Source organism: Mesorhizobium sp. M0140 (genome assembly GCF_040322475.1).
In the GTDB taxonomy this organism is placed as follows: domain Bacteria; phylum Pseudomonadota; class Alphaproteobacteria; order Rhizobiales; family Rhizobiaceae; genus Mesorhizobium.
Map to the genome: position 1 here is coordinate 19790 of NZ_JAMYTM010000009.1, position 13433 is coordinate 33222.

The window sequence follows — 13433 nt, forward strand, 5'->3', positions numbered from 1 at the left end:
GTCCTATTCGCGCCTTCTTATGCCGCCTTGCGGCCGCGCGCGGCAAGCCACGCATCCGTCAACTGTCCGAAGCGAGACGCCATGTCGGCGATTGCCTCGTCATCAGACATTCTGCCGGCCAGCCATTGTTCGGCCGCATGGACGAAGATGGTGCGGCCGACGGCAAAGCCCTTGACGATGGGTGCCTTGGCGGTGGCGGCGAACGCCGCTTCCAGCTCGTCCTGCGGCGCCTCCAGGCCAAGCAGCACGACGCCGCGGCACCACGGGTCGTGCTTCAGGATGACGGCCTCGATCTTCGCCCAGGCGCCGCTCGACGCCTGCGGCTCGAGCTTCCACCAGTCCGGCTTGATGCCGAGCGCATAGAGTTCCTCCAACGCGCGCGGGATCGTCGTCTCGTCGAGCTTGCCATGCTTGCCGGCAATGATCTCGACGAGAAGTTCCCTGCCGACCTTCCGCGCGCCTTCGAACAGGGCGCGCAGTTTCTGCTGCTGTTCGTCCTTCAGCGCCGCCGGATCGTCGGGGTGATAGAAGCACAGGCATTTGATGCAATGGTCGACCGGCCACTCGGTGAGCTGCGAGCCGATGTCCTGCGAGAATTCGAAGCGCAGCGGCCGCGAACCCGGCAACTCCACCGGCCGCCCGAGCCAGGCGAAGGAATGCCTAGCGAATTCGAACATCGCCTTGCGGCCGTGTTTCTCGTCGATCAGCATACCGTAGCCGTCGCGGCCGGCGGCGACCTTCGCCGCGGCCTTGACCGCTAGCACCTTGAATTCTTCGATCCGCGCCGGATCGGCACCGGCCTTCGCCGCCACATCCTCTAGCTGGATGCGATGGTCGCAGGCGAGCGCCATCAGCGAGGCGACGTCACGCCGGCGCGTCGTCGCCCAATGGATGTGGTTGATCGCCTCGTCCTTGCGCAACGCCAGATGCTTGCTGCCGTGTTTGAGGAAGAACCGCAGTTCTTCGAAGGTCGGATATTCCGGCGCGCAGAGCAGCCGCGACACGGCGAAGGCGCCGCAGGCGTTGGCCCAGGTCGCCGCTGTCGCATGATCTTCGCCACCCAGCCAGCCGCGCAGGAAACCGGACATGAAGGCGTCGCCGGCGCCCAGCACATTGTAGATCTCGATCGGGAAGCCCTTGCCGACGACACCGTCCTCGAGATCGTCGCTGATCGGTCCGTCATAGACGATGCAGCCCATGGCGCCGCGCTTCAGGACGATGGTGGCGGCCGACAGCGAGCGGATCGTCTTCAAGGCGCTCAGGCAATCATCGGCGCCCGACGCGATCATGATCTCTTCTTCGGTGCCGACGATGAGGTCGCAGTCGGGCAGCACCGTCTTCAGCTGCGCCGAGACCCGGTCCGATTTCACATAGCGCTCGAACCCTTCGGCATGGCCGGCGAGGCCCCACAGGTTCGGCCGGTAGTCGATGTCGAACACCACCTTGCCGCCCTTGGCCTTCATGATGCGGATCGCCTTGCGCTGCGCGGCGTCGCTGTTGGGCCTGGAAAAATGCGTGCCGGTGACGACGATCGAGCGCGCCGAGGCGATGAAAACCTCATCGATGTCTTCCGGCGCCAGCGCCATGTCGGCGCAGTCCGAGCGGTAGAAGATCATCGGCGAAACGCCTTCGTCCTCGACCGACAGCAGCACCAAAGCGGTCAGCCGCTCCTTGTCGGTCTTCAGCCCGTCGACATTGACGCCTTCACGCGTCAGCTGCTCGCGGATGAAGCGGCCCATCTGCTCGTCGCCGACGCGGGTCAGCAGCGCCGAGCGCAGGCCGAGCCGGGCGGTGCCGACCGAAATATTGGCCGGGCAGCCACCGACCGACTTGGCGAAGGAGGTGATGTCCTCCAGCCGCGAGCCGATCTGCTGCCCATAAAGGTCTACGGAAGCGCGACCGATGGTGATGACGTCGAGCGGCGCGTATTCAGCGTCCACGGCTTCGCTCATTGGAACCTCCCGTCGGCCTTGTTGTGTTGGGGTACACGCGCGAGCGGCAGCGTGGCGCCGGGAATATGAAATAATAATTCCAATCCATAGTCAATATGGAATGAGCGTTCCTTCGGGGAAAAGTACCTTTCGGCGGTGGATCAGGCCTTGCGCTTCCGACCCGTGTCGCGTCGCTTCTCGCCGACGCCGACGGTCAGCGCCATGGCCAGCGCCATTGTCGCCGACAGCGAGCGGAAGCCGGCGAAATCGGCCTCGGCAACCTCGAACCAGACCTTGGCGAACTGGGCGAGCGGGGAAAACGAGCTGTCGGTGATGGCGACGATCGGCACGCCCTGTTCCGAAATACTGCGCGCCTCCTCGATGGTGGCCGGCGCATAGGGCGAGAAGGAGATGGCGATGACGGCATCCGCCGGCGTTGCGAAGCCGATCATCTCGGCATTCAGCCCGGCCGCCGATTCGATCAACTGGTTGCGGATCTTCAGCTTGCCCAGCGCATAGGCGATGTAGGACGCCACCGGATAGGAGCGGCGCTTGGCCAGCACGTAGATGGTTTCCGCCTTTGCCAGCAGGGAAATAGCATCTTCCAGATGCGCTTCGTCCAGCGTGCGCGAAATGTCGTTGAGCGAGGTGCTGGCCGCGGCGACGAAGCCGTCGAAGATCGCCCGATGGCCGGCGCCGCCCTCTGCCTTGGCGCGCAACGCCTGCAGCCTTTCGTCATAGGATGAGTTGCGCTCGCGCAGCCGTTCGCGAAACACCTGCTGCAGGCTGGTGAAACCATCGAAGCCAAGCTGCTGGGCAAATCGGATCAGGGTTGAAGGCTGCACGCCGGCCGAAGCGGCGATGCTGGCGGCCGTGCCGAAGGCGATATCGTCGGGATTGTCGAGCGCATGGGCAGCGATCTGGGCGATGCGCTTCGGCAGGCTTTCGCGCCTCTCCAGGATGGTGGTGCGCAGCGTCTCGAAATCGCGAGGTACCCGTTCGTCCATCGTCGCTCTGTCCAGGCTCATGCGTGAAGCGTCTTCTGTGCATCATCATAGCGAGCCTGCGCAAGAACACCATAAAAAATGAGGCAGACATTCCATTCCAAGAGAAAATGGACTAATTCATCCACGCAGCGCTTCAAGCAGTGGAGAAACGGAAAAATGGTCGGCGTCGGTCTCATCGGTACGGGTTTCATGGGCAAGTGTCACGCCATCGCATGGAGTGCCGTCAGCGCCGTCTTTCCCGACGTTGCCAAGCCACGGCTGGTCCATCTCGGCGAGGTCAATGAAGAGCTCGCCCGGCGCAAGGCGGGCGAGTTCGGTTTCGCCAAGGCGTCCGGCGACTGGCGTGCCGTAGTCAACGATCCCGAAGTCGATATCGTCTCGCTGACCACGCCCAACCAGTTCCATCCGGAAATGGCCATCGCCATCCTCGAAGCAGGCAAGCATCTGTGGTGCGAAAAGCCGATGGCGCCGAGCTTTGCCGAGGCCGAGGCGATGGCTGCGGCGGCGAGCAAGTCCGGCAAGGTCGCGGCGCTCGGCTACAACTACATCCAGAGCCCGGCCATCCGCCACATCGGCGCTTTGCTGGAAGAGAAGATCATCGGCGAGGTCAACCATCTGCGCATCGAGATGGACGAGGACTTCATGGCCGATCCCGAGGCGCTGTTCTTCTGGAAGCACGAGGCGGCCTCCGGTTATGGCGCGCTCGACGATTTCGCCGTGCATCCGCTGTCGCTGGTCTCAGCCCTGTTCGGCCGCGTCGCCAGCGTCATCTGCGACATGGCCAAACCCTATGCCGATCGCAAGCTGGCCAGCGGCGGCCGTCGCGCGGTCGAAACCTACGACATCGCCAGCGTGCTGATGCATCTGGAAAATGGCATTGCCGGCACGCTGCTGGTCAACCGCTCGGCCTGGGGCCGCAAGGGCCGCATCGCCGTCCAGATATTCGGCTCGAAAGGGTCGATCCTGTTCGACCAGGAACGATCGAACGAATTCCAACTTTACCTCACCGCCGACCGGCCGACCGAGCAGGGCTACCGCACCATCCTGGTGGCGCCGCACCACAAGCCCTATGACCTCTTCGTGCCGGCGCCAGGCCATGGCCTCGGCTTCAACGACCTCAAGATCATCGAGTGCCACGAATTGCTGACGCGGCTTGAAGGCAGGCCGGCGCGGCTCATCGAATTCGCCGAAGGGCTGGAGATCGAGCGCACCGTGCACGCCATGGCGCGCTCGTTCGAGGAAAAGCGCTGGGTGGATGTGAGGTGATCATTCTTGGGGAGCACGACTGGTGATGGGCGCTTCAGCTGCGGAAATTGCGATCGGCTGGCGGAACTCACCAAGCGACGATGTTGGTGGTTTCGGCATAGCGGATAGGCGCAATTCGGGCAGATGAGGCTCCTTGGCGCAGCCGATTTCGTCGTGATGGGAAAAGTGATATCCCATGCAAGGCAAAATTTAGGAATTTCACCGGGCTAAATAAATGATCAAATTCGGAGCGAGAAACTTCTGGTTCTTACTTGCAGTTGCAAGTTACCTTTCCTTGAGTATGATCGCAACAGGTGCTTCTGCCGAAGGTATAGGTCAAAGCGTTAAAGGCGCTTCATTGAGGTATTTGTCACATTTGGATCAAGGGGCGAAAATTTTAGTATGGCCATCTTACACCAGAACGTATGAGATTATCAACGCTGGCCCTGAGATAGATGGTTCCGTAAGTGAATATAGAACTAATCGAGATGGCATTTTCGACCTAGTTCGGACGAGTGGAACAACTCAGATTTCCATTATATCAGTTTCCCCAGGCGTCTTTGCAAATGACATAGAGAAATTATTGGGGAATTCGAAATTACTGCAGGGTTATAAATCATTTGCCTATACGGCGCGCCTCAGTGGTGATGGCTGCACAGCATATAAATTTACCAGCAGAAAGACGTGGATCTCGGTTGGCTTGGTTTTTGTTGATAAGACTAAATTTGGGATAGGCAACAAGGTGGAAACTAACGCGTGCGTCTTTGGAGCTCTTGATTACGTGAACGGCTTTCCGACCAAGGACACGTATTTCGAGTATATGTCACTCCCGCAAGAGCCTGTCAGAAAGCTTATCTTAGAGGCGATTCATCGCTGCGCTGCCGATGGCGACAACAGGTCCCGGCAGGACGAGATAACAAAGGATGGTATCACTCCGCTGCCCTCGTTGGGGTGCGTAGCGGCGAAGATAGGGCAATAGAACTATCTAGCTTGGGTCGGTGGCAGAACCAAAGCGCTGGAACTCAACTCGCGGCGGTCGAGGCGTTCGTCTCCCAGCCGTTGACCCAGACCTGTCGCAAGCGGTCGCCTTCGCCCTTAAACCGCAGCCCCGTCGCCTGGCAATCCTCGATCCGGTCGCTGCGGAAATTGCGGATCGCCTGGCGCAGCTCGCACCAGGCGACGATGTTGGCGGTTTCGGCGTAATAGATCAGGGCGATCGGGCGGACGAGTCGCTCGGAGGCGCGGCCCATTTCGTCGCGATAGGAGAGGTCGAGCTTCTCCTCATCGCGGATGGCGCGACGCACCAGCGCCAGATCGATCGCACCGGTCGAAGGCGCGGCGAACCCCCACGCATGCAGCGCATTGGCATCGAATGCCTGGCGCAGGGGCGGCGGTACCGCGCCGGCGATCTTGGCGCTGACGCGCTTGGCCGCCTGTTTGAGCTCGCTGTCCCCGGTGCGCTCCAGCAGCGCCAGTGACAACACGATCGCCTCCATCTCCTCGATCGAAAACATCAGCGGCGGCAGGTCGAAGCCGGGGCGCAGGATATAGCCGATGCCACGCCCGCCCTCGATCGGCACGCGCATCGCCTGCAGTGCTGCGATGTCACGGTAGATCGAGCGCACCGTCACTTCCAGCCGCTCGGCAATCGTCGCCGCCGTCACCGGCTGCCGCGCCAGCCGCACGATCTGGATGATCTCGAACAGGCGTGACGCCTTGCGCATTTTTTCCCCCGGGTTGCGAGCCCAACTGACACAGCATTGTCAGTTGGGCTGATCTATAGGAGCGCCTATCGAATTGAAAATCAACAGGTTCCGCTGCGGTTTGGCGGAGCGAGGCGGCAGGCAACTGACATGGATTATGCGGAAAATCTCTGGCTTTTCTTTATCCTGCTGTTCGGCATCATCGCCGTTCCAGGCATGGACATGCTCTTCGTGCTCGCCAATGCACTGACCGGCGGACGCGACAGGGGTCTCGCCGCGACTGGCGGCATCATGGTCGGCGGCATGGTGCACACGCTGAACGGCGCCATCGGCGTCGGCCTGCTGATGCATTTCGTGCCGATCCTGTTCAAGCCGCTTCTGCTTGCCGGCGCCGCCTACATGGCCTTTATCGGCATCACGCTGATGCGCAGTTCCATCACTGTCGGTCAGGAGGGGCCTGCCGGCAGCCGTTCCGCATGGAAGGCCTTTCGCCAGGGTTTTGTGACCTGCCTGATCAACCCGAAGGCATACCTGTTCGTGCTTGCCGTCTACCCGCAGTTCCTGAAACCGGACTACGGTCCGATCTGGATGCAGGCGACGATCATGGGACTGCTGACCGTGGCGACGCAGGCTGCGATCTATGGCGGACTGGCGATCACGGCCGGCCGCAGCCGCAATCTTCTGATCGCCAATCCGAGGGCGACGATTTTTGCCGGCCGGGCGGCCGGACTGCTGCTCTTTGCCGTGTCGGTGTTCACGGCATGGGAGGGGTTAAGGGCGGCGTAGGGATTTCCTGCGAAGAGGACCCCCACCCCTAACCCCTCCCCACAAAGGGGGAGGGGGACTCCAGTCGGCGCTGACAACGGCAAACTGCCGACGTTTTTCAGGCGTCAAAGGTTCGAGTAGGAGTGCGCGGCAGCGTTCCCTCCCCCTTGTGGGGAGGGTTAGGGTGGGGGTCCTTCTTCGCAAGAATCCATATGCGATTGCCCTCCCTCTTGTGGGCAGGGGTTAGGGTGGGGGTCGTGCCGGGCAAAGGCCGGCATCAGTGGCTCAAGCGGCTCCCTGCCGGTTGTCGATCATGGCGCGGCGTGTCGAGCGGCGCCATTCGACAGCACCCGCAAGGCCGTGCAGCACCGTCTCGGTGGTCGCCCAGTCGATGCAGCCATCGGTGATGCTCTGGCCATAGACCAGCGGCTTGCCCGACACCACGTCCTGCCGGCCGGCGATGAGATTGCTCTCGATCATCAGGCCGATAATGCGCTCGTCGCCCGCCGCGACCTGGCCGGCGACATCGGCCGCGACCTTGGGCTGGTTCTCGGGCTTCTTGGCCGAATTGGCGTGGCTGACATCGATCATCAGCCTGGGCGCAACGCCGATACGAGCGAGTTCCACAGCGGCGGCTTCGACGCTCGCCGTATCATAGTTGGGCTGAACGCCGCCGCGCAGGATGACGTGGCAGTCCTCATTGCCCGTGGTCGTGGCGATGCCGCTGCGCCCGCCCTTGGTCACCGCCATGAAATGATGCGGCTGGGCGGCGGATTTCACCGCCTCGGCGGCTATGCGAAGATTGCCGTCGGTGCCGTTCTTGAAGCCGACCGGGCAGGAGAGGCCCGAGGCGAGTTCGCGGTGGATCTGGCTCTCGGTCGTGCGCGCGCCGATCGCGCCCCAGGCGACGAGGTCGGCAATGTATTGCGGGGTCGTCATGTCGAGGAACTCGGTCGCTGCCGGCAGGCCGAGATTGTTGACGGCCGACAGCACGTTGCGTGCCATTCGCAGCCCCTTGTCGATGTTGAAGCTGCCGTCGAGGTCGGGATCGTTGATCAGGCCTTTCCAGCCGACCGTCGTGCGCGGTTTCTCGAAATAGACCCGCATCACGATCTCCAGCCGGTCCGACAGACTCTCGCGCAGCGCTGCCAGGCGACTGGCATAATCGACGGCCGCGACCGGATCGTGGATCGAACACGGGCCGACAATGACGAGCAGCCGGTCGTCGGTGCCGTTCAAGATGGCATGGGTTGCGTTGCGCGATGCGCTGACGGTGCGCGTCGCGGTCAAAGTGCGCGGGATCTCCCGCATCACCTCGTCCGGCGTACTCAGTTCTCGGATTTCCTTGACCCGAAGGTCGTCTGTGGTGGTCAACACGGCTTTCTGCTCCTGTCGAGAGCATGATGCCGAAAAGTGTGAAGCGGTTTTCGGACGACATCATGCTCCTCTTTGATTTAGAGGGAACCTGCCGGCTGAAAACAAAAAAGCCGCCAGGTATGGCGGCTGTTCGGATCTTGTTGCTGCAATCTTCAGATCGAGCGCAATCCTCCCGCCGCCAGCGAGCTCCTAAAGTACCAATACGTGGCGGTCAGGTTGATCATGAGGCTCATATAGTCGATGCGGAGGCGCTTGTCACGTGGGTGGTGGCAGCCAAATTCAGGATGGCCGAACCTTCGCGATTTCGTCATCCCAGGGCAAAGCAGGAGCGAAGCTCCGTCGCGGAGACCCTGGGATCCATGCCGGGACGTCAACCAAGAGTGCAGCGGAACAGAATTCTGCACCGTCGCGGCGCATTGGAGTCGCGGCATGGATCCTCGGGTCTGCGCCGCGTCGCTACGCTCCTTGCTCCGCCCGTGGATGACGAAGTGATGGGCGTTTCCGCGGGACTCGCCGGCGCTACTCGGGCGACGACCCCGCGATGCTCTGGTCATAGTCGACCAGCGATCCGGTCATGACACCGGAGTGCGGGCTGACCATGTAGCTGATCAGCCGCGCCAGCTGGTCCGGCTTGACCAACTGGCCCATCGGCTGCGCCGCTTCGGCCCTTGCCAGCCAGTCGTCGGGCGCGTCGTGCCATTTCTTCTGGACGATGTCCTCACCCTCGGTGTCCATCCAGCCGGGCAGCACCGCGTTGCAGCGGATGCGGTTGTGGCGATAGGCATTGGCGACGTTCTTGGTCAGCGTCATCAGCGCGCCCTTGCTGGTCGAATAGGGCGTCAGGAACGACTGGCCGGTATGCGCCGACATCGACAGCACGTTGACGATCGAGCCTGGTGCCTTCTTTTCCAGGAGATGCGCCACCACGCCTTGCATCAGGAAAAACGGGCCGCGCACATTGGTATCGAAGATGGTGTCGAACAGCTCCTCGGAGGTTTCGACCAGCGAGCCGCGCGCCGATGTCGCGGCGGCGTTGACCAGCGCGTTGATGGTGCCGAAATGCGAGATCGCGTTGGCAACGGCGCGCTTGCAGTCGGCCACTTTAGAGACGTCGGCGCTGATGAAGATCGCGTCGACGCCCGCTTTCTTGAAATGGGCGACGGCCTTGTCGCCCTTCTCCTGCGAGCGGCCGATGAGCGCCAGTGCCCGGCAGCCCTCGTCGGCCAGCGCTTCGGCAACGGCAAAGCCGATCCCCTGGGCGCCACCGGTGACGATGGCGCGTGTCTGTGAATTGCGACCGGCTGTTCCGCTCATCGCTCTGCTCCTGTGGTTCTTTCCAAGGGTTCTTACTTGTCGAGACGGACGGTCTTGCCGGTCGTTGCTGATTTCAGCGCCGCATCGGCCAGCTTCAGCGCCACCAGCCCATCCGCGCCGCTCGGCGACGCTTTCTTGCCCGAGGTCGCGGCTGTGATGAACGCGGCGATCTCAATGGCGTAGGCGTCGAGGTAGCGGGTCATGAAGAAGTCGTGCAGCGGCGGGCGCGTATAGCCCTTCTCGTTGGCCAGTTCGATCGACACCGGGCGCTGGTTCTCGGCCGCGATCATACCCTTCGAACCATGCACCTCGATGCGCTGGTCGTAGCCATAGGTGGCGCGGCGCGAGTTGGAGATGACGGCCTGCTTGCCGGAAGCGGTTTCCAGGATGACGCTGACGCTATCGAAATCGCCGGCAGCACCGATCTTCTTGTCGACCAGCACCGAGGCATGGGCGCTGACCGCCACGACCTCTTCGCCGAGCAGGAAGCGCGCCATGTCGAAATCATGGATGGTCATGTCGCGAAAAATGCCGCCCGAGCGCTTGATGTAGTCGATCGGCGGCGCGCCGGGATCGCGCGAGGTGATGGTGACCATCTCGACGGTGCCGATGGCGCCGTCGTCGATCGCCTTGCGCACGGCGGCGAAATGCGGATCGAAGCGCCTGTTGAAGCCGACCATCAGCGTCGCCTTGGTTTTTTCGACCACGGCCAGGCACTTCTCGACGCGCTTGACGTTGAGGTCGATCGGCTTCTCGCAGAAGATCGCCTTGCCGGCCTTGGCGAAGCGCTCGATCAGATCGGCATGGGTGTCGGTCGGCGTGCAGATGACGACGGCGTCGATATCCCCGGCTTTTTCGATATCCTCGATGCTGCGCACCTCGGCGCCATAGGCGCTCGCCAGCTCTTTGGCGGCCTTCTCGAACGCATCGGCAACGGCAACCAGTTTGGCCTGCGGATTGGAGCCGACGGCGCGGGCGTGGACCTTGCCGATGCGGCCGGCACCGAGGAGAGCGAAGCGAACGGTCATGATATTTCCTCTGGGGGGATGGGTTAGAGAGAGTTGTGTCCACACCTTCCTTTTGGGGGAAGGTGGCAAGGCTATTTTTCGAGCGCGCCAGAAAACAGGATGACCATCCTGTTTAGGCCGCGAGTTCCGCCTCCCCGGTCTTGGCGCCGGTGATGTAGGAGACGATGTCGTTTCCGTCGGTGTTCTCCTTGCGCAGATTGGCGACGATGCGGCCGCGCCGGAACACGACGATGCGGTCGCAGAGATCGAACACCTGGCGCATATTGTGGCTGATCAGGATCAGCGGCTCGCCATTGTCCTTGAGCGTGCGGACGATGTTTTCGACCTGCGCGGTCTCCTGTACGCCAAGGGCGGCCGTTGGCTCGTCCATGATGATCAGCTTGGAGGCGAAGGTCGCCGTCCGGGCGATCGCCACGCACTGGCGCTGGCCGCCCGACATGTGGCGGATGGTGTTGGACAGATTGGGGATCTTCACCGCCGTGCGGACGAGCGCCGCCTCGGTCGCCTTGCGCATGTATTTGCGGTCGAGGATCGAGAACGGGCCGAGGTTGAACAGCACCTTCTCGCGGCCGAGGAACAGGTTCGACGGCACGTCGAGATCGTCGGCCAGCGCCAGGTTCTGGAACACGGTCTCGATGCCCGCCGTGCGAGCCTCGATCGGTCCGGCAAAATTCACTTCCTTGCCGTCGAACCAGATCTGGCCGCTGGTGCGCTGCTCGACGCCGGTGATCTGGCGCACGAAGGTCGACTTGCCGGCGCCGTTGTCGCCCATGATGGCGACATGCTCGCCCTTGCGCAGCTCGAAATTCGCGCCTTCCAGCGCATGCACGCCGCCATAGCGCTTGGTGAGGTTTTCAGTCTTCAGGACGATGTCTGACATGGTCATGCCCTCATTGCCCGCAGGCGTTGGCGCCACTGGTCGAGAACCACCGCACCGACGATGATCACGCCCTTGACCATCTCCTGGTAGTAGGCGTCGAGGCGCAGGAAGGTGAAGCCGGAGATGATGACGCCGAAGATCAGCGAGCCGATAACCGTGCCGATGATCGAGCCGCGCCCGCCCGACAGGGAGACGCCGCCGATGACCGCCATGGCGATGGCGTCGAGCTCGTACATCACGCCCATGCCGGACTGCGCGGTCAGGTTCTTGGAGCTCAGCACCACGGCGGCGAGCGCTGCGAGAATGCCGGCGATGACGTAGACCAGGATCTTGTGGTTGGCGATCTTGATGCCGGACATGCGCGCGGCATCTTCGTTGGAGCCGATCGCGTAACAGTGCTTGCCGTACCTGGTGTAGGTCATGATCAGCTGGAACAGGACGGCCAGCGACAGGAAGATGACGACGGGCATCAGGCCTTTGCCGATGCCGGCGAAACTCTCGGTGGGAAACGAGATCGGCTGGCCCTTGGACCACCATTTGGCGATGCCGCGCGCGGTCACCATCATGCCGAGCGTGGCGATGAACGGCGGAATGCGCGTGTAGGCGATCAGCGCGCCATTGACCAGGCCGGCAAACAGGCCGCAGGCGATCGCCACCAGCAGCGGCACGATGACAGGCAGGTCCGTCCAGCCTTGCGCCAAAAACATCGCCTTGGGATTGGGGTTGCCGTTGACCGTCGCCACCTGGGCGAAGCTCATGGCGATCATGGCGGTCGCGCCGACGATCGAGCCCGAGGACAGGTCGATGCCGCCGGTGATGATCACTTGCGTCACGCCGATGGCGATGATGCCGACGATCGACACCTGCAGGATGATGATCTGCAGGCGCGCTTCGTTGAAGATGCCGCCGACGTCGCTGCGGGTGTTGAACAGGAAGCTGTCGCCGAGAAAGACGCGGCCGATCAGTTCGAAGATGACGACGAGAATGACCAATGCCAGGAAAACATTGAACTCGGCCGGCCATGTGCGCTTCCTCGCATCATAGCCGACGCCGCCGACGCCATGAGATGTCTGTGCCACGTATCCTGTCCTCCATCAGCCGCGGTCGCCCTCGCGCCGTGCCGGCGCCGAGGGAGAGAGGGGAGCGGCGCTGTCGCGATCGAGAGCGCCGCTCCGTATCGAACCGTTGGCGGCTCAGTTCTTCTTCAGGAACTTGTCGATGTTGGCCGGCGTCACCAGCTGGAAGGGCACGTAGACCTTGTGCTCGACCTTCTCGCCCTTCGAGAGCTTGAGCGCCGCATCGAGAGCGCCGGCGCCCTGACCGGCCGCGTCCTGGAACACGGTTACGTCGAGGTCGCCCGCCTGCATGGCCGCCAGCGCGTCCTGGGTGGCATCGACGCCGCCGACGACAACCGCCTTCATGTCGATGTTGCCGGCCTTCATCGCCTGGATGGCGCCGATGGCGCTTTCGTCATTGTTGGCGATGACGCCGTCGAACGGCTTGCCGGTCGACAGCCAGTTGGTCATCAGGTTCTGCGCCTCGTCGCGGTTCCAGTTCGACGTCTGCTTGTCGATGATCTTGATGAAGCTGCAATCCGGCGTCGCGATCACATCGTCGATGTCCTTGGTGCGCTGCACGGCGGCCTGGTTGGAAAGCTCGCCCATGATCACATAGACATTGGCTTCCTTCTTGCCGGCTTCCTTGAACAGGCGGCAGACTTCCTTGGTCTCGAGCGTGCCGGAATCGGCTTCGTTCGAGGCGACGAAGGCCTGGTTGTCGGGCAGCGTGTCGACATTGACGGGCTCGCGGTTGACATAGACCAGCGGGATCTTGGCGGCCGCCGCGGCATCCGACATCGCCTGCGTGGCCGAAGTGTCGACCGGGTTGACGATGATGGCATCGACGCCCGAGGCGGCGAAGTTCTTGATCTGGTCGAGCTGCTTGGCAACGTCGTTCTGCGCGTCCTCGACCTGCAGCTCCACGCCGCTCATGCCCTTGGCCTGCTCGATCATGCCGTTGCGCAGCACGGTCAGGAAGTTGTCGTCGAACTTGGCCATCGACACGCCAACCTTGGCGGCCAAGGCGGATGAGCTCATCAGCGCCGCGAAGGCGACGCCCAAAATCAATTTCTTCATTGTGTTTCTCCTCCACATATTGGTGTCCGGTTTCACCGATTTATCCGG

General features: G+C 62.4%; 12 protein-coding genes. 3 read left to right on the top strand and 9 right to left on the bottom strand.

What is annotated here, in order from left to right; genetic code table 11:
• Window positions 1-17: 17 nt before the first annotated feature.
• Together NKJ37_RS11340 and NKJ37_RS11345 are read right to left on the bottom strand one after the other, a co-directional pair.
• On the bottom strand, window positions 18-1952 hold the full coding sequence (locus tag NKJ37_RS11340) for a bifunctional 5-dehydro-2-deoxygluconokinase/5-dehydro-2-deoxyphosphogluconate aldolase (protein WP_352773845.1): 1935 nt from the start codon (window positions 1950-1952) through the stop codon (window positions 18-20).
• A gap of 140 nt (window positions 1953-2092) precedes the next feature.
• Window positions 2093-2938: a MurR/RpiR family transcriptional regulator gene (locus NKJ37_RS11345; RefSeq protein WP_032909097.1), complete on the bottom strand. Its 846-nt coding sequence runs from the start codon at window positions 2936-2938 to the stop codon at window positions 2093-2095.
• Window positions 2939-3094: 156 nt separating this feature from the next.
• Between NKJ37_RS11345 and NKJ37_RS11350 the strand changes: the two genes are divergently transcribed.
• The gene (locus NKJ37_RS11350; RefSeq protein ID WP_352773846.1) at window positions 3095-4204 is read left to right on the top strand and encodes a Gfo/Idh/MocA family protein; all 1110 of its coding nucleotides are present in this window, start codon (window positions 3095-3097) and stop codon (window positions 4202-4204) included.
• A 214-nt stretch (window positions 4205-4418) separates the two neighbouring features.
• Window positions 4419-5162, top strand: a complete 744-nt coding sequence (locus NKJ37_RS11355; protein WP_352773847.1) for a hypothetical protein — start codon at window positions 4419-4421, stop codon at window positions 5160-5162.
• Between the two features lie 43 nt (window positions 5163-5205).
• Here NKJ37_RS11355 and NKJ37_RS11360 read toward each other — a convergent pair whose 3' ends face one another.
• Window positions 5206-5907 (bottom strand): helix-turn-helix transcriptional regulator, encoded by a 702-nt coding sequence (locus NKJ37_RS11360; RefSeq protein WP_352773848.1) that lies wholly within the window; start codon window positions 5905-5907, stop codon window positions 5206-5208.
• A gap of 129 nt (window positions 5908-6036) precedes the next feature.
• On the opposite strand from NKJ37_RS11360, the gene NKJ37_RS11365 reads away from it, so the two are divergent.
• On the top strand, window positions 6037-6672 hold the full coding sequence (locus NKJ37_RS11365) for a LysE family translocator (RefSeq protein ID WP_023810660.1): 636 nt from the start codon (window positions 6037-6039) through the stop codon (window positions 6670-6672).
• Between the two features lie 264 nt (window positions 6673-6936).
• On the opposite strand, the gene NKJ37_RS11370 is transcribed toward NKJ37_RS11365, so the two are convergent.
• The 6 genes from NKJ37_RS11370 to NKJ37_RS11395 form a co-directional block, all read right to left on the bottom strand.
• Window positions 6937-8028, bottom strand: a complete 1092-nt coding sequence (locus NKJ37_RS11370; RefSeq protein WP_352773849.1) for a 3-deoxy-7-phosphoheptulonate synthase — start codon at window positions 8026-8028, stop codon at window positions 6937-6939.
• Window positions 8029-8547: 519 nt separating this feature from the next.
• Window positions 8548-9342: an SDR family oxidoreductase gene (locus NKJ37_RS11375; RefSeq protein ID WP_352773850.1), complete on the bottom strand. Its 795-nt coding sequence runs from the start codon at window positions 9340-9342 to the stop codon at window positions 8548-8550.
• A gap of 32 nt (window positions 9343-9374) precedes the next feature.
• A complete protein-coding gene (iolG, locus tag NKJ37_RS11380) occupies window positions 9375-10370 on the bottom strand; it encodes an inositol 2-dehydrogenase (protein ID WP_352672875.1) in 996 nt (331 codons plus the stop codon).
• Window positions 10371-10482: 112 nt separating this feature from the next.
• A complete protein-coding gene (locus NKJ37_RS11385) occupies window positions 10483-11250 on the bottom strand; it encodes an ATP-binding cassette domain-containing protein (protein ID WP_023810655.1) in 768 nt (255 codons plus the stop codon).
• 2 nt (window positions 11251-11252) lie between these two features.
• Entirely contained in the window at window positions 11253-12329 is a 1077-nt protein-coding gene (locus NKJ37_RS11390) for an ABC transporter permease (protein WP_352773851.1), read from the bottom strand.
• Between the two features lie 114 nt (window positions 12330-12443).
• Complete coding sequence (locus NKJ37_RS11395) at window positions 12444-13385, bottom strand: sugar ABC transporter substrate-binding protein (protein ID WP_024502009.1); 942 nt, start codon at window positions 13383-13385, stop codon at window positions 12444-12446.
• Between the last annotated feature and the right edge of the window lie 48 nt (window positions 13386-13433).